Source organism: Pseudomonas sp. 05N434, from assembly GCF_056396965.1.
The window spans coordinates 1-19,442 of record NZ_JBFTMK010000002.1; the positions used below are offsets into that span (position 1 = coordinate 1).

Consider the following 19,442-nt stretch of genomic DNA (forward strand, 5'->3'; position numbering starts at 1 on the left):
CCGCTGAAGACGTGAAAGAGATCGATTACAAAGATCTCAACACTCTGAAAGCTTACGTATCCGAGACCGGCAAAATCGTTCCAAGCCGCATCACCGGTACCAAAGCACGTTATCAGCGTCAGCTGGCCACCGCTATCAAGCGCGCCCGCTTCCTGGCCCTGCTGGCCTACACCGACAGCCACGGCCGCTGAGACCGGGCAGTCGACACGTAGCAAAGGATTGAATGCATGCGCGCCTTAGCTGAGTTCATCATGCGCGGCCGTATGCAGGCCACTCTGGTAGTGGCCGGATGCGCAACATTGCCGTTGTTGTATTGGTTGGGTGCTGCCGCTGGATGCCTTGTGCTCCTGCGGCGCGGATTGAAGGACGCCGTTGGCGTACTTGCTCTGGGACTGCTGCCGGCGTTGATCTGGTGGCTTTTCTTCGACGACCCACGGGCACTTCTGGTGCTGCTGGGGTCTTCGAGCCTTGCGTTGGTTTTGCGCGCAAGCGAGTCCTGGAACCGCGTGCTGCTGGTCAGCATAGCGATGGGATTGGTGTTTTCAGTGGTGCTGGGGGCGGCTTTTGCGCCCCAGATCGAGATGCTGGCGCAGGCTTTGATAAAAGTCATGCCGTCGCTACTCGGTGAGGTCTACCAGCAATTGTCGGTAGACGAGCAAGCGCGCTTTGCGTCCCTGATTGCACCGGTCCTGACTGGCCTGATTGCGGCGTTGTTGCAAATCGTCAGTGTGCTGAGCCTGATTGTCGGGCGCTACTGGCAGGCGTTGTTGTACAACCCGGGTGGTTTTGGTCGCGAGTTTCGCGCCATCCGAATCCCGCTGGGACCGGCGATGTTGCTGCTGGCGTTAATGCTTCTGGGGCCAAATCTTGGCCCGCAGATGGCCATGTTGACGCCGTTGTGCAGCGTACCGCTGGTGTTCGCCGGGCTGGCCCTGATTCACGGGCTGGTGGCGCAAAAGCGACTGGCCAAGTTCTGGCTGGTGGGGTTGTACGTCACGCTGTTGCTGTTCATGCAGCTGATCTATCCGTTGCTGGTGGTTCTGGCCATCGTCGACAGCCTGATTGATTTTCGCGGTCGTTCGGCACCGAAAGATGCCGATAGCGCGAACGGTGAAGGTTAAAAGTTAAGAGGATTTTCACATGCAACTGATCCTTCTGGAAAAAGTCACCAACCTGGGCAACCTGGGTGACAAAGTGAACGTTAAGGCTGGTTACGGTCGTAACTACCTGCTGCCATACGGCAAAGCTACCGCTGCGACCCCAGCCAACCTGGCTGCGTTCGAAGAGCGTCGCGCTGAGCTGGAAAAAGCCGCAGCAGACCGTAAAGCATCGGCTGAAAGCCGCGCCGCCCAACTGGCTGAGCTGGAAGTGACTATCACTGCCACCGCCGGTGACGAAGGCAAGCTGTTCGGTTCGATCGGCACCCACGACATCGCTGATGCACTGACCGCCTCTGGCGTTGAAGTTGCAAAAAGCGAAGTTCGTCTGCCGAACGGCACTATCCGCAACGTAGGCGAATTCGACGTAGCCGTGCACCTGCACGCCGAAGTTGAAGCCACCGTACGCGTTGTCGTGGTAGCAGCTTAAGCAGCACTTGTCGGCTGGCACCCTCGGGTGCTTGCCGGTAACATCGGGCACGATCCTGTTTACAGGTCGTGCCCTTTGTCTTTCTGCAGTTCCTGATTTTCACAACCTCTGCTTCTCCTGAATAAACCAAGTGGCCATGAACGATATCTCCGCTCCCGAGCAATACGATCTGCAAACCGCTGCCCTGAAGGTGCCGCCGCATTCCATCGAGGCCGAACAGGCCGTGCTCGGTGGGTTGATGCTGGACAACAACGCCTGGGAACGCGTGCTCGATCAAGTCTCCGACGGCGATTTCTATCGGCATGACCACCGCCTGATCTTCCGGGCCATCGCCAAGCTGGCGGACCAGAACCAGCCAATCGACGTCGTGACCCTGGCCGAGCAATTGGACAAGGAAGGTCAGACGTCTCAGGTCGGCGGTCTCGGTTACCTTGGCGAACTGGCAAAAAACACGCCGTCCGTCGCCAACATCAAGGCCTATGCCCAGATCGTTCGCGAGCGGGCAACCCTGCGCCAGTTGATCGGCATCAGTACCGAAATCGCCGACAGCGCTTTCAACCCTGAAGGCCGCACCGCCGCCGRGATTCTCGACGAGGCCGAACGGCAGATCTTCCAGATTGCCGAGGCTCGTCCGAAAACCGGCGGCCCGGTCAGCGTCAACRACCTGCTGACCAAGGCCATCGACCGCATCGACACCTTGTTCAACACCGACAACTCGATCACCGGCCTGTCCACCGGTTACACCGACCTCGACGAGAAGACCAGTGGCCTGCAACCGGCCGACCTGATCATCGTCGCCGGCCGTCCGTCCATGGGTAAAACCACCTTTGCGATGAACCTGGTGGAAAACGCCGTGCTGCGCAGCGAGAAGGCTGTCCTGGTTTACTCCCTCGAGATGCCAGGCGAATCGCTGATCATGCGTATGCTGTCGTCCCTCGGTCGTATCGACCAGACCAAGGTCCGGGCCGGTCGCCTGGAAGACGACGACTGGCCACGCCTGACGTCGGCGGTCAACCTGCTCAATGATCGCAAGTTGTTCATCGACGACACGGCGGGTATCAGCCCCTCGGAAATGCGCGCCCGGACCCGTCGTCTGGTGCGTGAGCACGGTGAGATCGGTCTGATCATGATCGACTACCTGCAACTGATGCAGATCCCGGGGTCCAGTGGTGACAACCGGACCAACGAGATTTCCGAGATCTCCCGGTCCCTGAAAGCCCTGGCCAAGGAATTCAACTGCCCGGTGGTGGCACTGTCCCAGCTCAACCGTTCCCTGGAACAACGCCCGAACAAGCGCCCGGTGAACTCCGACTTGCGGGAATCGGGAGCGATCGAGCAGGACGCCGACGTGATCATGTTCGTTTACCGGGACGAGGTGTATCACCCGGAAACCGAACACAAAGGCATTGCCGAAATCATCATCGGCAAGCAGCGGAACGGCCCGATCGGCTTTATCCGCCTGGCCTTCATCGGCAAATACACCCGATTTGAAAACCTGGCGCCGGGTAGCTACAACTTCGACGACGATGAATAACCTGCGCGGGGACTTTGTGGCGAGGGAGCTTGCTCCCGCTGGGTTGCGTAGCAACCCCAAAACCTGAGTCATCCTGTTTCAGGTGCACCGTATTTGCATATGTTGCGACTGCTTCGCAGTCGAGCGGGAGCTAGCTCCCTCGCCACAGGGGTTGCGTATATCGCTCGCTGATTTCCGACCATAGCCGTCGGAATTGGTCAAAATTTGTGCTATATTCCGCGCCCGCGAAATTCAATGAAAGCCAACACCGGTTATCGACATGCAAGCAGCCAAGCCGTTATTTGACTATCCCAAGTACTGGGCCGAATGTTTCGGGCCAGCGCCATTCCTGCCCATGAGCAGGGAGGAGATGGATCAGCTCGGCTGGGATTCCTGCGACATCATCATCGTCACCGGTGATGCCTACGTCGACCATCCGTCGTTCGGCATGGCGATCATCGGCCGGCTGCTGGAGGCCCAGGGCTTCCGCGTCGGGATCATCGCGCAGCCGAACTGGCAGTCCAAAGACGACTTCATGAAGCTCGGCGAGCCGAACCTGTTTTTCGGTGTCGCGGCCGGCAACATGGACTCGATGATCAACCGCTACACCGCCGACAAGAAAATCCGTTCCGACGACGCCTACACCCCCGGTGGCCTGGCAGGCAAACGTCCGGACCGCGCGAGCCTGGTTTACAGCCAGCGCTGCAAGGAAGCCTATAAGCACGTGCCGATTGTGCTCGGCGGCATCGAAGCCTCCCTGCGCCGCATCGCCCACTACGATTACTGGCAGGATCGGGTGCGTAACTCGATCCTGATCGACGCCTGCGCCGACATCCTGCTCTACGGCAACGCCGAGCGTGCGATCGTCGAAGTCGCCCAGCGCCTGTCCTACGGCCACAAGATCGAAGACATCACCGATGTGCGCGGCACCGCGTTCATCCGCCGTGATACGCCGCAAGGCTGGTACGAAGTCGATTCCACGCGCATCGACCGTCCGGGCAAGATCGACAAGATCATCAACCCGTACGTCAACACCCAGGACACCGCCGCCTGCGCCATCGAGCAGGAAAAGGGGCCGGTTGAAGACCCTGGCGAGGCTAAGGTCGTACAGATCCTGGCCAGCCCGAAAATGACTCGCGACAAGACCGTCATTCGTCTGCCGTCGGTTGAAAAAGTCCGTGGCGATGCGGTGCTTTACGCTCACGCCAACCGCGTGCTGCACCTGGAAACCAATCCGGGCAACGCCCGCGCTCTGGTGCAAAAGCACGGCGAGGTAGACGTCTGGTTCAACCCGCCGCCGATTCCGATGACCACCGAAGAAATGGACTACGTGTTCGGCATGCCTTACGCGCGCGTTCCGCACCCGGCGTACGGCAAGGAAAAGATCCCGGCCTACGAGATGATTCGTTTCTCGGTGAACATCATGCGTGGCTGCTTCGGCGGCTGCACCTTCTGCTCGATCACCGAGCACGAAGGCCGGATCATCCAGAACCGTTCCGAAGAGTCGATCATTCGCGAAATCGAAGAGATCCGCGACAAGGTTCCGGGTTTCACCGGCGTCATTTCCGACCTCGGCGGCCCGACCGCGAACATGTACCGCATCGCCTGCAAGACCCCGGAAATCGAATCCGCGTGCCGCAAGCCTTCATGCGTGTTCCCAGGCATTTGCCCGAACCTCAACACCGATCACTCGTCGCTGATCCAGCTCTATCGCAGCGCCCGGGCCTTGCCGGGCGTGAAGAAGATCCTGATCGCCTCCGGCTTGCGCTACGACCTCGCGGTCGAGTCGCCGGAGTACGTCAAGGAGCTGGTGACCCACCACGTCGGTGGTTACCTGAAGATCGCCCCGGAACACACCGAGGAAGGTCCGCTCAACCAGATGATGAAACCGGGCATCGGCAGCTATGACAAGTTCAAGCGCATGTTCGAGAAGTACACCAAGGAAGCCGGGAAAGAGCAGTACCTGATTCCGTACTTCATCGCCGCTCACCCGGGCACCACCGACGAAGACATGATGAATCTGGCCCTGTGGCTCAAGGGCAACGGTTTCCGTGCCGACCAGGTGCAGGCGTTCTACCCGTCGCCGATGGCCACCGCTACCGCGATGTACCACTCGGGCAAGAACCCGCTGCGCAAGGTCACTTACAAGAGCGACGGCGTGACTATCGTCAAGAGCGAAGAGCAGCGTCGCCTGCACAAAGCGTTCTTGCGTTATCACGACCCGAAAGGCTGGCCGATGCTGCGTGAAGCGCTGACCCGCATGGGCCGCGCCGACCTGATCGGGCCGGGCAAGAACCAGTTGATCCCGTTGCATCAGCCAGCGACCGACAGCTATCAGAGCGCCCGTCGCAAGAACTCGACGCCGGCTGGCAGCCACAAAGTGGCCAAGGAAACGACCACCAAGATCCTGACCCAGCACACCGGCCTGCCACCGCGTGCCAGCGATGGCGGTAACCCGTGGGACAAGCGTGAACAGGCCAAGGCGGCGGCATTCGCCCGCAACCAGCAGGCTGCCAAGGAGCGTAAGGACGCGGCCAAAGGCAAGGGGCCGAAGCCTGCGCGCAAGCCGGTCGTGCCGCGTTAATCTCCGCGCCATATCGCAAAACGCCAGCCTTAGTGCTGGCGTTTTGTTTTCTAGCGAGTGTGCGGCCTGTTTKCTAAGGTGGCGCGCACTTCAACGGCTGCCCGGACAACCGATTTCCCTGTATAACGCCCAATCCTGTGGGAGCCGGGCTCGCCCGCGATGACGGCGGCACGGGCAATAAAGATCTCACCCCCGATTCTCAAGGACGATTCACATGAGCAACCCCTTACCGGGCATCGGCATGGATTACAGCCCCTCCCAGTTCATGGCCCGCCAACGCATCGAAAGCCAGATCAACCTGCTACGCCTGTTCGCCGCCATTGACGCCGACCCCGGAATCGTCGGCGCGGGCGTGGTGTACATTGACGCTGAGTTCAACGTAGTGACCCTGCGCGAGTTCAAGCCGATTTGCAGCATCAAGCCCAAGCGGATCATTTTGCGCGAGGCGCAGAAGTACATTGCGCCTGCGCAATTCGCCCAGCAGGTGCAGGACAATCCGCGCGAATCGCGCCTGGTTGGTGAGGCAGTCAACACCAGCTTATCGTGCGCGGGTGCAGTGATCGGCTGGATCGTAGTGCTCAGTGGTTCCGTGGCTATTCCGTTTTCGGCAGGGGCAAGTACGGTGGTCGCTGCGCTCGGTTATACCGCTGCGGCTGCCAGCTCAGTGCAGTGTTTTGCCAGCGGCTATCGGACCCGCAATGAGATCGTCAACCCCGCCCGTAACGATGAGCTCGACAGCGAAGAGTGGTACCAGTACACCATGATTGCGCTGGATGCTGCGTCCTTGGTCGGGGTAGGCGCATCCACGCTGACAGCGCTCAAACTGGTCAGGCTGAATAAGGCCACGACCGGGAAAAGTGTCAGGGAAGTGCTCAGGGGGCTGAATCGACAGGAGCGTGCCAAACTGACCAAAGAACTATTGAGCATCAACGACCCGCGCTTGACGTCGAAGATGATCAAGTTGAAGCAGTTGTCGGGCGAATTGCCCAAGCGTTTCACACCCACCGAGGTCAAGAATGCAACGGTCACTCAGATAAAAGACGCCTTGGGCGCCGCTATCGGTTTTACCGGCAGTGCAATTTCGGGGAATGTCCGCACCATTGCCGTAGGTCTGTACGAGGAGGCTGAGCAATGAATGAGCTGCCCAGCATTCGCAATTTTCTATCGAAGTATTTCCCGGTCTTCATGGGGGCAATATTCGCGTCAATTTTTACCCTGGTCTTTGCGGTGCCTTTGTTTTTCGAAAGCTATTTTCGAAGCCTTCCGTTGGCTGACAACACCAAGTACTCGTTTTTCGGGGGGATCGCGCTGACCCTCATTGTCGTGCACTGCCATTTCATGGTCGCGCGCGGTCGTCCGCATTGGGTGCGGCCTCTGGTTGTGCTTCTGGCCCTTTGTTTTCTTGGGGTATTGCCCACCATTGCATATGAGGTGCATCCCCTGACTTATGCTGTGACGTTGTTGTTCCCATTGCTGGCGCTATTGCTGCTCAACAGCAAGCGTCACCGCGAGATGCGCCAGAAGCTGCTTGAAGTACGTCACTTGCGCCAAGCTGTTATTGCAAAGCACAAAGCCCGTTAGTTGGGTAGATTCGGGCCCCGCCCTTCACACGTGCGCCACAAATATGTGCAACTCTCGCACCATAACCGCGGCCACGGCGCCGTTTTGGTGCTGTACTGCACCGGGTCTGTTGATAAAGCGCAATGACCGCCGCTCTGGCATAAGTCTTGCGCGCTTTGTGTCTATGCCCTGGCTCGCAGGAGGCCGCCGTGTCGATTCATGTCGCATTGCATCACGTCACGCATTACCGCTACGACCGCGCCGTCGAGCTCGGTCCGCAGATCGTTCGCCTGCGCCCGGCTGCCCACAGCCGCACGCGGATACTGTCCTATGCGCTGAAAGTCTCGCCCGAGCAGCATTTCATCAACTGGCAACAAGACCCTCAGGGCAATTACCTGGCGCGGTTGGTGTTCCCGGAGAAAACCGATGAACTGAGGATCGAGGTCGACCTGCTGGCCGAGATGGCAGTCTTCAATCCCTTCGACTTCTTCCTCGAGCCCTACGCCGAGAAGATCCCTTTCGCCTATGCAGCGGATGAGCGCAAAGAGCTGGCGCCGTACCTGGAAACCTTGCCGCTGACGCCGACATTCAAGGCCTATCTGGACGGCATCGACCGCACGCCGCTGCCCAGCGTGGATTTCCTCGTCGCGATCAACCAGCGCCTGAGCGAAGACATCGGTTACCTGATTCGAATGGAGCCGGGCGTACAGACTCCGGAATACACCCTCGAACAGGCCTCCGGCTCCTGCCGCGACTCGGCGTGGTTGCTGGTGCAATTGCTGCGCAACCTCGGCCTGGCGGCGCGATTCGTCTCCGGTTACCTGATCCAGCTGACCGCCGACGTCAAAAGCCTCGACGGTCCCTCGGGTACCGAAGTGGATTTCACTGACCTGCATGCCTGGTGCGAAGTCTATTTGCCCGGTGCCGGCTGGATCGGCCTGGACGCAACCTCAGGGTTGTTTGCCGGTGAAGGACACATTCCGTTGGCGTGCAGCCCCGACCCATCCTCTGCGGCACCGATCAGTGGTTTGGTGGAACCGTGCGAGTGCGAATTCACCCACGAAATGTCGGTCGAGCGGATTTGGGAAGCGCCAAGGGTTACCAAACCCTACACCGAAGACCAATGGCTGGCGATTCAGGCATTGGGCCGGCAGATCGATGCTGATTTGCTCGAAGGTGACGTGCGCCTGACCATGGGCGGCGAGCCGACGTTCGTTTCCATCGATGACCCGGACGGCGCCGAGTGGAACACTGCCGCGCTCGGGCCAGACAAGCGTCGGCTGTCAGCCGAACTGTTCCAGCGCATGCGCAAGCATTACGCGCCCAAGGGCCTGGTGCATTTCGGTCAGGGCAAGTGGTACCCCGGCGAGCAACTGCCGCGCTGGTCGCTGAACTGCTATTGGCGCCGCGATGGCGTGCCGATCTGGCACAACAGCGCGCTGATTGCCGACGAGCGGGAAGATTACGGCGCCGATGGCGAACTGGCCGGGCGTTTCCTGGCGAGTGTCGCCGAACGCTTGAAAATTCCGACACGCTTTGTGTTCCCGGCCTACGAAGACAATTTCTATTACCTCTGGCGTGAAGGAACGTTGCCGCAGAACGTCAGCGCCGAAGACTCACGCCTGGAAGAACCTCTGGAGCGTGYGCGCCTGCGCAAAGTCTTCAGCCAAGGCCTGGACAAGGTCATCGGTCAGGTCCTGCCGCTGGCGCGCACCGCCAAGGGCGATCAATGGCAGAGCGGTCGCTGGTACCTGCGCGAGGAACACTGCCGGTTGGTGCCGGGGGATTCGCCACTGGGTTATCGCTTGCCGCTCGGTTCGCAGCCTTGGGTGAAAGCTGCGGAGTACCCATTCATTCATCCCACGGACCCGAATCAGGATTTCCCGGCGCTACCGGACACCGACCAGCTACGGAATCACGCTCAACCGAAAACGGCCGACGAACGTGTGCCCGAGATCGACCAGTCCGCCGACTGGCTGACCCGCACCGCGTTCTGCGCCGAAGCACGTGAAGGTCGGTTGTACCTGTTCATGCCGCCACTGGAGCGGGTCGAGGACTACCTGGAACTGGTCGCCGCCATCGAAGCCACCGCCGAGGAACTGCATTGCCCGGTATTGCTGGAAGGCTATGAACCGCCGAGCGATCCGCGCCTGAGCAACTTCCGCATTACCCCGGATCCGGGTGTGATCGAGGTCAACGTCCAGCCGTCCGCTACCTGGGACGAGTTGGTGGAACGTACCGAGTTTCTTTACGAAGAGGCGCGCCAGACCCGGCTGACCACCGAGAAATTCATGATCGACGGCCGGCACACCGGCACCGGCGGCGGTAACCATTTCGTCCTGGGGGGCGCGACCCCGGCTGACTCACCGTTTCTGCGCCGTCCCGACCTGCTGCGCAGCCTGATCAGCTACTGGCATAACCACCCGTCCTTGTCCTACCTGTTTTCCGGGCTGTTCATCGGCCCGACATCCCAGGCACCGCGGGTGGACGAAGCGCGCAACGATTCGCTGTATGAACTGGAAATCGCCTTCGCCCAGATGCCGGAGCCGGGCGAAGAATGCCCACCATGGCTGGTGGATCGCTTGTTGCGCAATTTGCTGATCGACGTGACTGGCAACACCCACCGCGCCGAGTTCTGCATCGACAAACTCTATTCACCGGACGGCGCCACCGGACGCCTTGGCTTGCTGGAACTGCGAGCCTTTGAAATGCCGCCCCATGCGCGCATGAGCCTGGCTCAGCAGTTGTTGTTGCGGGCGCTGGTGGCGCGGTTCTGGCGCGAGCCTTATGCACCGCCGAAACTGGCGCGCTGGGGCACCGAACTGCACGACCGGTTCTTGCTGCCGCACTTTATCGAGCAGGATTTCGCCGATGTGATCGTCGACCTGAATGCCGCCGGTTATCCGGTGCAGGCAGAGTGGTTCGCGGCGCATCTGGAGTTCCGTTTTCCCAAGGTCGGCGACTACGCCGTCAGCGGTATCGAACTGGAATTGCGTCAGGCGCTGGAGCCCTGGCATGTGTTGGGCGAAGAGGGCAGCGCGGGCGGTACGGTGCGTTATGTGGATTCGTCCCTGGAACGTTTGCAGGTCAAGCTGACGGGGTTGCCGCCGCAACGTTATCTGCTGACCTGCAATGGCATCCCGGTGCCGTTGCAACCTACCGGTCGGGTCGGCGAGTTCGTCGCCGGTGTACGTTTCCGTGCCTGGCAACCGTACAACTGTCTGCAACCGACTATCCCGGTCCACGCACCGCTGGTGTTCGACTTGCTCGACACCTGGATGGGGCGTTCGCTGGGTGGTTGTCAGTACCACGTCGCCCATCCGGGCGGRCGCAACTACGACAGCCTGCCGGTGAACGCCAATGAAGCCGAGAGCCGGCGGATGGCGCGTTTCTTCCGCATCGGACACACGCCTGGGAAACTTCCTGTACCGAAACTGGAAATCAACGACGAGCTGCCGATGACACTCGATTTGCGACGCTTTTAAACCGTACGCGACGCTCGGATTTTTCGTCTATCCGGGCGTCATGAGCCTGCGTTAGTCTGACCGTTCTTTGCTGTCTGACGAGCTTTCCATGCCTGACCTGCTTGACTGCTACCCGTTGACTGCGGGCACCTATCACGAACTGCTCGACAACAGCGGCGCCGTGCGCCCGCACTGGCGGCGGCTGTTCGATCAATTGCAACGCAGCACGCCAGCGCAACTGGTGCAGCGTCAGGCGCTGCTGACCCGACAGATTCAGGAAAACGGCGTGACCTACAACGTCTACGCCGACCCCAAGGGCGCTGATCGGCCATGGGAGCTGGATTTGTTGCCTCATGTGATTGCAGCCGATGAGTGGCAGCAGCTTTCGGCCGGGATCGCTCAACGGGCGCGTTTGCTCAATGCTGTGCTGGCGGACCTGTACGGTCCTCAACGCTTGATCGCCGAAGGCCTGCTGCCGGCTGAACTGGTGTTCGGTCATAACAACTTCCTCTGGCCTTGCCAGGGCATCGCACCGCCCGACGGGGCCTTTMTGCATCTGTATGCCGTGGATTTGGCGCGCACGCCTGACGGTCGCTGGTGGGTGACCGCCGACCGGACTCAAGCACCCTCCGGTGCCGGTTACGCCCTGGAAAACCGCACCATCGTGTCCCGGGCCTTCCCCGAGTTGTATCGCGACTTGAAGGTGCGGCACCTGGCCGGGTTCTTCCGCACACTTCAGGAAACACTCGCCCGGCAGGCGCCGAGCGACGATGAAGCGCCGCTGGTGGTCCTGCTGACACCGGGGCGTTTCAACGAAAGCTATTTTGAGCACTTGTACCTGGCTCGTCAGCTCGGTTATCCACTGGTGGAAGGCGGTGATCTGACCGTGCGCGATGCCACGGTCTATCTGAAAACCTTGAGCGGGTTGCGCCGGGTTCACGCGATCATGCGTCGGCTCGACGATGATTTCTGCGACCCGCTGGAGCTGCGCACCGACTCGGCCCTTGGCGTGCCGGGGCTGCTCGAAGCGGTGCGTCAGGGCCGGGTGCTGGTGGCCAACGCCCTCGGCAGCGGTGTGCTGGAGTCGCCGGGTTTGCTGGGCTTCCTGCCGAAAATCAATCAATTCCTGTTCGGTGAAGAGTTGATCCTGCCGTCCATCGCAACTTGGTGGTGCGGCGAAGCGCCGGTGCTGGCCCAGGCCCTGGAAAAACTGCCGGAGCTGTTGATCAAGCCGGCGTTTCCGTCGCAGAGCTTTGCACCGGTGTTTGGGCGTGATTTGAGTGAAAAACAGCGCCAGGCTCTGGCTGAGCGCATGCAGGCACGGCCTTATGCCTATGTTGCGCAAGAATTGGCGCAACTGTCCCAGGCGCCGATCTGGCAGGCCGAAGGCGGACAGTTGCAACCGCGAGCCATCGGCATGCGCGTGTATGCGGTGGCCAGTCGGGAGGGTTATCGAGTGCTGCCCGGTGGCCTGACCCGGGTTGCCGCCGAGGCCGATGCCGAAGCGGTGTCGATGCAACGCGGTGGCGCGAGCAAAGACACCTGGGTGTTGGGCGATCGCCCACCCAGCGGCGAACAATGGAAAGCCCAGCGCAACATTGGCGTTCACGATCTGGTACGTCGTGATCCGTATCTGCCATCGCGGGTGGTCGAGAACCTGTTCTGGTTCGGCCGTTATTGCGAGCGCTGCGATGACAGCGCGCGGCTGCTGCGGGTCATGCTCGCGCGCTATGTCGATGGCGATGACCCGCAAGCCCTGGAGGCGGCGGTCGATCTCGGTGAACGCCTGAATCTGTTGCCGGAGGAGGGTGAGTTGCCGCAGCGATTGCTGGCGGCGCTGCTCGGCGATGATTGGCCGTTCAGCCTGCGTTCCAATCTACAGCGTTTGCAGTGGGCGGCGTCGCAAGTACGCGGCAAGCTCTCGCGAGAGAACTGGCAAGCGCTGGTGGAGTTGCAGCGCGAGGCCATGGAGCTGGAAACCGAAGAGCCGGATTTCGGCGAGTTGCTGGACTTCCTCAACCGGTTGGTAATGTCGCTGGCGGCGCTGTCCGGCTTTGCCCTCGACGACATGACCCGGGACGAAGGCTGGCGTTTCCTGATGATCGGTCGGCGGATCGAACGGCTGCAATTTCTCAGCGGCAGTCTGGCGGCGTTTTTGCGCGGTGCCGGGGCTTTCGATCAGGCCGGGCTGGAATGGCTGCTGGAACTGGGTAACAGCAGCATCACCTACCGCTCGCGGTACCTGGCGGTGGCGCAATTGATCCCGGTGCTCGACCTGTTGCTGCTCGATGAACAAAACCCGCACGCGGTGCTGTTCCAGTTGAAACTGGTGACCCGTACGTTGAAGCGCTTGAATGACGACTTCGGCGCGCCGCGCGAAACAGGTCTGCTGCAGTTGGTGGAGCGGCTGGCGCACTTCGATCTGGGCTGCCTGGAGAACTCGCTGTTCGGCGAGGCCAGTGTTCATGCCGCCGTAGAGGGGCTGGCGGATCTGCTGCAAGAGATTGCCGATGCCAGCGGACAGGTGTCGGATCGCCTGGCCTTGCGCCATTTCGCCCATGTCGATGATGTCAGCCAGCGCACGGTGTCCGTCTGATGAGTGCCCATTACCAGATCTTCCACGACACCCATTATCACTACGACAGCCCGGTGTCCCTGGCCCAGCAACTGGCACATCTGTGGCCGCGGGCCTGTGCCTGGCAGCGCTGCACCGAGCAGCAGTTGCAGATCAGTCCCCAGCCGACTTCACGCCGGGATGAGCTGGATGTGTTCGGCAATCCGCTGACCCGGTTGGCGTTCGAGCGCCCCCACGATGAGTTGCTGGTCAACGCTCGGCTCACCGTCGAAGTGCTGGAACGGCCGTCACTGGACTTCAATCAATCGCCGGCCTGGGAAGCGACCTGCAACGCGCTGACCTACAGCAGTCAGCCACTCTTGCCTGCGTTGCTGGAAGCCTGCCGTTACCGCTTCGAATCGCCCTACGTGCATTTGAAACGCAGTTTCGTCGAGTTCTCCGAAAGTTGCTTTCCTGCTGGCCGGCCATTGCTGCTGGGTGTTCAAGCGTTGATGGAGAAGATCTTCAGCGAGTTCACCTTCGACGCCGAGGCGACCCAAGTGGCGACGCCGCTGGTGGAAGTGCTGGAGAGGCGTCGTGGGGTTTGCCAGGACTTCGCGCATTTGATGCTCGCGTGCCTGCGCTCCCGTGGGTTGGCGGCGCGGTATATCAGCGGCTATCTGCTGACACAGCCCCCACCGGGCCAGCCGCGGCTGATCGGCGCCGATGCGTCGCATGCGTGGGTGTCGGTGTTTTGCCCGGTGCTGGGTTGGGTGGATTTTGACCCGACCAACAATGTGCAACCGGCGCTGGAGCACATCACCCTGGCCTGGGGCYGGGACTTTTCCGATGTGTCGCCGTTGCGCGGGGTGATTCTGGGCGGTGGCAGCCATGATCCCGAAGTTCGGGTGACAGTGATGCCATTGGAATAGCGCAGACCCCATGCGGGAATGTGTTTTTTGGAGGAGAGTTTCAAATTGGCCTGTGAGGGCCAGCAACATCGTTGCTGACCCTGGACACAGATCCGGTGGGCCTGATCAGATCATCGGGCCCTGAGGGTCTCAGGCGTCGGGCGCCTGATCTTTCGGTGCTTCAACATCATCTTCTGCCGCCACTTCACCTTCTGCATCCGGGTTCAGTGCTGCTGCTTCTTCTTCAGCTGTAGCTTTCTTGCGCTGAAGCTTTTCCTCTTTCTTCTGCTCCTTGGCCAAGTCTCTCTGACGTTTGGCGAAGGAATAATTAGGTTTAGCCATGGGCGATCCTCTGGGGTCGAAGGTGAGGTTGAGCGGCGCATATTCTGCCCTGTATCGGCACCGAGCCGTTAGCTGGGTTTTTGCTCGGTCCATTTTGGCGGTACCGAGGGTTGCCAGGCGTCCAGTGCATCGAGCAGGGTTTGCGGTGATTCGCTCATTTGCAGCATGTCACGGTGCTGCCCGCGAACGAAGCCTTCGCCGACGATATGATCGAGAAAAGACGTCAACTTGCTGTAGAAACCGTTCACTTCCAGCAAACCCAGCGGTTTGCCGTGATAACCGAGCTGGCCCCAGGTCCAGACTTCGAACAGCTCTTCCAGCGTGCCCAGACCGCCTGGCAGGGCAATGAAGGCATCGCTGAGCTCGGCCATTCGCGCCTTGCGCGCATGCATGCCGTCGACCACTTCCAGGCGGGTCAGGCCGCTGTGGCCGATTTCCTTGTCCTTGAGGCTCTGCGGAATGATCCCGATCACTTCGCCGCCGGCCGCCAGTGCGGCATCTGCCACAATTCCCATCAGCCCGACGGCGCCCCCGCCATAGACCAGGGTCAGATTGCGCTCGGCCAATGCTCGCCCCAGGGCGACAGCCGCCTCACGATAAGCCGGATTGGTGCCGGTGCTGGCACCGCAAAATACACAAACGGACGTTAAAGACATGCCTTGCTCCATGGTCAATCAGGACCACAGAGTAAAGGCAGGCTCGCATCGTTCCAAGGGTTAAACCGCGCGTTCAGGTGTTTCGTAAGTGCCACTGGCGCCACAGGCGTAGGCGGCCAACAAACTGCTCAACAAGCTGCTGAAAGACATGACAGGCGCTCCAGGTGAGTAATGATGGCCCTGATGATAGGGCCGTCCCAGACGTCTGGCTGGTAGATTGTTTCGATGGGGGTCATAGCCCGAAAGTTGTATACAATTTTTGATTCAGGTCATAGGAACTTGCGAAGATTTCAGGCAGTCTTCTGTCCATTCGCACTTTTGTTAACCCTGCCTTGGAGATTCACCATGTTTGCCAAACTTGTTGCGGTATCCCTGCTGACACTGGCCAGCAGCCAATTGATGGCTGCCGAGTGCAAAACGACCATCGACTCCACCGATCAGATGTCCTTCAACACCAAGGCCATTGAAATCGACAAAAGCTGCAAGACCTTCACCGTTGAACTGACCCACTCCGGCAGCCTGCCAAAAAACGTCATGGGCCATAACCTGGTGATCAGCAAAGAGGCTGACATGCAGCCGATCGCCACCGACGGCCTGTCGGCTGGCATCGACAAGAATTACCTGAAAGAAGGTGATACCCGTGTCATCGCTCACACCAAAGTCATCGGCGCTGGCGAAAAGGACTCTCTGACCATCGATGTGTCGAAGCTCAATGCAGCCGAAAAATACGGCTTCTTCTGCTCGTTCCCGGGCCACATCTCGATGATGAAAGGCACGGTTACACTGAAGTAATCGATTCAAACGCATAAAAAAAGCGTCCACCCGGGACGCTTTTTTTGTGCTCATTTCTACAGGGGACAGAATCAAGGCGCGAACGGCATCACACGCTTGTGATGTGTTTTCTTGTACGTATCACAAATGATCTTGAACGCTTCCTCGCGCACCGGTTCGCCGTGCAGGAAGGCGTCGATCTCGGCGTAGGTCACGCCGTGGGATGCTTCGTCCGGTTTGCCCGGCGACAGGTCTTCGAGGTCGGCGGTCGGGATTTTCTCCACCAGCGACTCTGGCGCGCCGAAGCTGCGGGCAATCGCCCGGACCTGGTTTTTCACCAGGCCGCTCAGCGGTGCGAGGTCGCAGGCGCCGTCACCGAACTTGGTGAAGAAACCCATCACGGCTTCTGCCGCGTGGTCGGTGCCGATCACCAGGCCATGAGCCGCACCGGCGATGGTGTATTGCGCGACCATGCGCATCCGCGCCTTGGTATTGCCCAATACGAAATCCACCCAGACGGCCTCTTTGCCTTCGAAGGCTGCCACTTCGCCGGCCAGGGATTTGACTGCGGGGCCGATGTTCACCGTGTGGCGTTCGTCCGGGGCGATGAAGTCCACCGAGGCCTGGGCATCGTGTTCATCGAACTGCGTCTGGTACGGCAGGCGCACGGCGATGAACTTGTAGCTGTTATCACCGGTACGCTCACGCAGTTCACGGATGGCGCGTTGGGCCAGTAGGCCGGCGGTCAGGGAATCGACGCCGCCGCTGATACCGAGCACCAGGGTCTTGAGCCCGGAATTGACCAGGCAATCCTGAATGAAGGTGATTCGCCGGGCGACTTCAGCCTCAAGGGCGAGTTGATCCACGAACGGCGGTTGGACCTTGAGCTGTTCAGCAATCTCACGCTGTACGGCTTGCATGAATTCACTCCTTGCTTGATGTACTGGAAAGGGTGGCAGGTACTTGGAAAACGTGTCGCAAATAGGCGACGAAATTCGGGTCTTTGCAGTGAGTCTTGCCAGGCTCATCAGAAATCTTGGCCACCGGTTGGCCGTTGCATGCAGTCATTTTAAGCACGATGCTCATCGGTTCGACACCCGGAATATCGCAGGTCAGGTTAGTGCCGATGCCGAAACTGACATTGATCCGACCACGTAACGCCCGAAAAATCTCCAGAGACTTGGGCAACGTCAGGCTGTCGGAAAACACCAGGGTCTTGCTCATCGGGTCGATGCCCAGCTTGTGATAGTGGGCGATGGCCTTTTCCGCCCAGAGCACCGGGTCACCGGAGTCGTGACGCAAGCCGTCGAAGAGCTTGGCAAAGAACAGGTCGAAATCGCCGAGAAACGCATCGGAAGTGATGCAGTCGGTCAGGGCGATCCCCAGCAGGCCACGGTACTCGCGGACCCAGCAGTCGAGGGCGGCGATCTGGCTGTCGATCAACCGCGGACCGAGTTGCTGGTGGGCCATGATCCATTCGTGGGCCATGGTGCCCAGCGGCTTCATATCCAGCTCGCGGGACAGATGCACGTTGCTGGTGCCGACGAAGCGACCGGGGAAGTCGTGCTTGAGCACGTTTACCACTTCTTCCTGCACGCGATACGAGAAGCGCCGGCGAGTGCCGAAATCGGCTACCTGCAACTCGGACAATTCATCGGTGCTGGCGTTGGCGGTCAACCAGTCGAACTTGCGATAGAGCTGCTCACGGGCCTGTTCCAGGACGATTTCCCGGTAGCGATAGCGGTTGCGCACTTCGCTGACCATGGCCAGCAACGGCACTTCGAACAGAATCACGTGCAGCCACGGCCCGCGCAGGCGGATGAACAACTCGCCGTTTTCAATGCCGGTGTGGATATAGCGCAGATTGAAACGGAACAGCCCGAGAAAGCGCAGGAAGTCCGGTTTCAGGAAGCTGATGYGCTCCAGGAAGCTCAACTGATCGGCGCTCAGGCTCAACTCGGCCAGGCGCTCGATCTGGAAACGGATCTCCGCCAGGTATGGGCGCAGATCCTCGCTGTTACGGCAACGAAACTCCCATTCGACYTCCACGTTAGGGTAGTTGTGCAGCACCGCCTGCATCATCGTCAGTTTGTAGAAGTCGGTGTCGAGCAGGTTCTGCACGATGCGATCGGCAAACACACTCTCGCTCATAACGGGGTCTCCAGGCGGGTCGCGGCCCGTGGCAGCGACGTTGCAGCTGTTTCAAYGAATGGGGCTAGTGGCGCATATCAGCGGTGAGGATTGCCAGCAATTTTTTAGACGCTAGAGATTTCCGTGGCGAGGGGGCTTGTCCCCGTTCGGCTGCGCAGCAGTCGTAAATTTCGCATGCGCGATCTGTCTGAGGGACCGCGATTGCAGGTTTTGGGGTCGCTACGCGACCCAACGGGGGCAAGCCCCCTCGCCACAGAGTTTTGCGTGATATTTCAACTTTGCGGTGCATTCGGATTGTCCATCTGCTCCAGCATCCACTTCACAAAATCCCGCACCTTGGGCACTTCCGCCGAGTGCTCCGGATACGCCAGGTAATAGGCGTCGGTGCTGGGCATTGCATGCTGCCAGGGAATGACCAACTTGCCGTCGGCCAATTCCTCTTCCACCAGAAACTTCGGTAGCAACGCTACACCACAGCCGACTTGGGCGGCGCGGATGCACATATAGAACGTTTCGAAACGCGGGCCGTGGTAGCTGTGTTCGGTGTGGTAGCCCTGGCTGTCGAACCAATCGTGCCAGGCCTGGGGGCGGGAAGCGTTTTGCAGCAGGACCAGGTCGGTGAGTTGGGTCGGATCGGTGAACGGCGTGTCCGGCAGACTGCCCGGGGCGCACACAGGAACAAGCTCTTCGCCGAACAGCTTCAGGCATTCGGTGCCGGGCCGTGAGCCCTGGCCGAAGTAGAACGCCAGGTCGCTACGACCTTGCAGCAGGTCGTCGGCTTCCTGTTCGCTGCACAGGTCCAGATGGATTGACGGATGACGCAGGCGCCAGCCTTTCAAGCGTGGCACCAGCCAGCGCGCGCCGAAGGTCGGAGGCGTGGAGACGCGCAAGACTTCGGTGTCTCCGCCGTAGGAACGCAGGTAATGGGTCGACATTTCGACTTGGGTGAGGATTTTTCGCACCTCCACCAAATACAAATCGCCAGCGGGGGTCATTTGCAGGCGTCGGCGCACCCGGCGGAACAACAGGTGCTGCAACAACTCTTCGAGTTGCGCGACCTGTTTGCTCACGGCGCTCTGGGTCAGGTTCAGCTCTTCGGCGGCGCGGGTGAAGCTCAAATGCCGGGTCACGGCCTCGAAACACTGCAGCGCAGTGATCGACGGCAAGTAGCGTTTATTCAGCATCGGTTCTCCTTGTTCTTGTCTCTCTACGTGGCACGCGTGTTACCGGCAGATTCGCAGCATGAATAAACGGAATGATATCTCGCTTAATCGTCGTTTGTTGGAGAACCTCGGGAGCGCTAAAACTACAGGTCAGATCAGTCGAATAAATCCGGCTGCACGTTTTCT

The 19,442-nt window shown here is 60.0% G+C and carries 16 protein-coding genes; 11 read left to right on the forward strand and 5 right to left on the reverse strand.

Annotated elements, in window-relative coordinates; genetic code table 11:
* From rpsR to AC1DLB_RS00195, 10 genes are all read left to right on the forward strand, one after another.
* The coding region (rpsR, locus tag AC1DLB_RS00150; RefSeq protein ID WP_477784455.1) for a 30S ribosomal protein S18 at nucleotides 1-191 on the forward strand (191 nt) is incomplete at its 5' end.
* A 36-nt stretch (nucleotides 192-227) separates the two neighbouring features.
* On the forward strand, nucleotides 228-1,121 hold the full coding sequence (locus tag AC1DLB_RS00155; RefSeq protein WP_019582207.1) for a YybS family protein: 894 nt from the start codon (nucleotides 228-230) through the stop codon (nucleotides 1,119-1,121).
* 19 nt (nucleotides 1,122-1,140) lie between these two features.
* Nucleotides 1,141-1,587, forward strand: coding sequence for a 50S ribosomal protein L9 (rplI, locus tag AC1DLB_RS00160; RefSeq protein WP_007939577.1), 447 nt, complete (start codon nucleotides 1,141-1,143; stop codon nucleotides 1,585-1,587).
* A gap of 136 nt (nucleotides 1,588-1,723) precedes the next feature.
* Nucleotides 1,724-3,121, forward strand: a complete 1,398-nt coding sequence (gene dnaB / locus AC1DLB_RS00165) for a replicative DNA helicase (protein WP_477784456.1) — start codon at nucleotides 1,724-1,726, stop codon at nucleotides 3,119-3,121.
* 259 nt (nucleotides 3,122-3,380) lie between these two features.
* Nucleotides 3,381-5,684 carry a YgiQ family radical SAM protein gene (locus AC1DLB_RS00170; protein WP_026286605.1) on the forward strand — a complete coding sequence of 768 codons (2,304 nt, stop codon included), beginning with the start codon at nucleotides 3,381-3,383 and terminating at the stop codon, nucleotides 5,682-5,684.
* Between the two features lie 214 nt (nucleotides 5,685-5,898).
* On the forward strand, nucleotides 5,899-6,819 hold the full coding sequence (locus AC1DLB_RS00175) for an NAD synthetase (RefSeq protein WP_477744199.1): 921 nt from the start codon (nucleotides 5,899-5,901) through the stop codon (nucleotides 6,817-6,819).
* Nucleotides 6,816-7,265 carry a hypothetical protein gene (locus tag AC1DLB_RS00180; RefSeq protein WP_019582210.1) on the forward strand — a complete coding sequence of 150 codons (450 nt, stop codon included), beginning with the start codon at nucleotides 6,816-6,818 and terminating at the stop codon, nucleotides 7,263-7,265. Before AC1DLB_RS00175 ends, AC1DLB_RS00180 begins: the two co-directional genes overlap by 4 nt.
* Nucleotides 7,266-7,453: 188 nt before the next feature.
* On the forward strand, nucleotides 7,454-10,729 hold the full coding sequence (locus tag AC1DLB_RS00185) for a transglutaminase family protein (RefSeq protein ID WP_477784457.1): 3,276 nt from the start codon (nucleotides 7,454-7,456) through the stop codon (nucleotides 10,727-10,729).
* A gap of 88 nt (nucleotides 10,730-10,817) precedes the next feature.
* The gene (locus AC1DLB_RS00190; RefSeq protein ID WP_477784458.1) at nucleotides 10,818-13,304 is read left to right on the forward strand and encodes a circularly permuted type 2 ATP-grasp protein; all 2,487 of its coding nucleotides are present in this window, start codon (nucleotides 10,818-10,820) and stop codon (nucleotides 13,302-13,304) included.
* The gene (locus AC1DLB_RS00195) at nucleotides 13,304-14,194 is read left to right on the forward strand and encodes a transglutaminase family protein (RefSeq protein WP_477784459.1); all 891 of its coding nucleotides are present in this window, start codon (nucleotides 13,304-13,306) and stop codon (nucleotides 14,192-14,194) included. Before AC1DLB_RS00190 ends, AC1DLB_RS00195 begins: the two co-directional genes overlap by 1 nt.
* 129 nt (nucleotides 14,195-14,323) lie before the next feature.
* Here the strand turns inward: AC1DLB_RS00195 and AC1DLB_RS00200 are convergent, their stop codons facing one another.
* Nucleotides 14,324-14,515 carry a hypothetical protein gene (locus tag AC1DLB_RS00200; protein ID WP_018928487.1) on the reverse strand — a complete coding sequence of 64 codons (192 nt, stop codon included), beginning with the start codon at nucleotides 14,513-14,515 and terminating at the stop codon, nucleotides 14,324-14,326.
* Between the two features lie 68 nt (nucleotides 14,516-14,583).
* On the reverse strand, nucleotides 14,584-15,171 hold the full coding sequence (locus AC1DLB_RS00205) for an LOG family protein (protein ID WP_477745541.1): 588 nt from the start codon (nucleotides 15,169-15,171) through the stop codon (nucleotides 14,584-14,586).
* A gap of 345 nt (nucleotides 15,172-15,516) precedes the next feature.
* Here AC1DLB_RS00205 and azu point away from each other — a divergent pair, with 345 nt between their 5' ends.
* Nucleotides 15,517-15,963 (forward strand): azurin, encoded by a 447-nt coding sequence (gene azu, locus AC1DLB_RS00210; RefSeq protein ID WP_064616027.1) that lies wholly within the window; start codon nucleotides 15,517-15,519, stop codon nucleotides 15,961-15,963.
* A 71-nt stretch (nucleotides 15,964-16,034) separates the two neighbouring features.
* Here azu and nadE read toward each other — a convergent pair whose 3' ends face one another.
* From nadE to AC1DLB_RS00225, 3 genes are all read right to left on the reverse strand, one after another.
* Nucleotides 16,035-16,862 carry an ammonia-dependent NAD(+) synthetase gene (nadE, locus tag AC1DLB_RS00215; protein ID WP_018928484.1) on the reverse strand — a complete coding sequence of 276 codons (828 nt, stop codon included), beginning with the start codon at nucleotides 16,860-16,862 and terminating at the stop codon, nucleotides 16,035-16,037.
* Between the two features lie 4 nt (nucleotides 16,863-16,866).
* Complete coding sequence (gene pncB, locus AC1DLB_RS00220) at nucleotides 16,867-18,093, reverse strand: nicotinate phosphoribosyltransferase (RefSeq protein WP_477784460.1); 1,227 nt, start codon at nucleotides 18,091-18,093, stop codon at nucleotides 16,867-16,869.
* Nucleotides 18,094-18,365: 272 nt separating this feature from the next.
* Nucleotides 18,366-19,277 carry a LysR family transcriptional regulator gene (locus AC1DLB_RS00225; protein WP_305410956.1) on the reverse strand — a complete coding sequence of 304 codons (912 nt, stop codon included), beginning with the start codon at nucleotides 19,275-19,277 and terminating at the stop codon, nucleotides 18,366-18,368.
* Nucleotides 19,278-19,442 lie beyond the last annotated feature (165 nt).

What these genes read in the sequence shown, in the direction of transcription:
- AC1DLB_RS00180 (WP_019582210.1), top strand. Translation starts at nt 6,816, where the DNA reads ATGAATGAGCTGCCCAGCATTCGCAATTTTCTATCGAAGTATTTCCCG.
- rplI (WP_007939577.1), top strand. Translation starts at nt 1,141, where the DNA reads ATGCAACTGATCCTTCTGGAAAAAGTCACCAACCTGGGCAACCTGGGT.
- nadE (WP_018928484.1), bottom strand. Translation starts at nt 16,862, where the DNA reads ATGCAAGCCGTACAGCGTGAGATTGCTGAACAGCTCAAGGTCCAACCG.
- AC1DLB_RS00155 (WP_019582207.1), top strand. Translation starts at nt 228, where the DNA reads ATGCGCGCCTTAGCTGAGTTCATCATGCGCGGCCGTATGCAGGCCACT.
- AC1DLB_RS00170 (WP_026286605.1), top strand. Translation starts at nt 3,381, where the DNA reads ATGCAAGCAGCCAAGCCGTTATTTGACTATCCCAAGTACTGGGCCGAA.
- AC1DLB_RS00225 (WP_305410956.1), bottom strand. Translation starts at nt 19,277, where the DNA reads ATGCTGAATAAACGCTACTTGCCGTCGATCACTGCGCTGCAGTGTTTC.
- AC1DLB_RS00200 (WP_018928487.1), bottom strand. Translation starts at nt 14,515, where the DNA reads ATGGCTAAACCTAATTATTCCTTCGCCAAACGTCAGAGAGACTTGGCC.
- AC1DLB_RS00175 (WP_477744199.1), top strand. Translation starts at nt 5,899, where the DNA reads ATGAGCAACCCCTTACCGGGCATCGGCATGGATTACAGCCCCTCCCAG.
- azu (WP_064616027.1), top strand. Translation starts at nt 15,517, where the DNA reads ATGTTTGCCAAACTTGTTGCGGTATCCCTGCTGACACTGGCCAGCAGC.
- AC1DLB_RS00205 (WP_477745541.1), bottom strand. Translation starts at nt 15,171, where the DNA reads ATGTCTTTAACGTCCGTTTGTGTATTTTGCGGTGCCAGCACCGGCACC.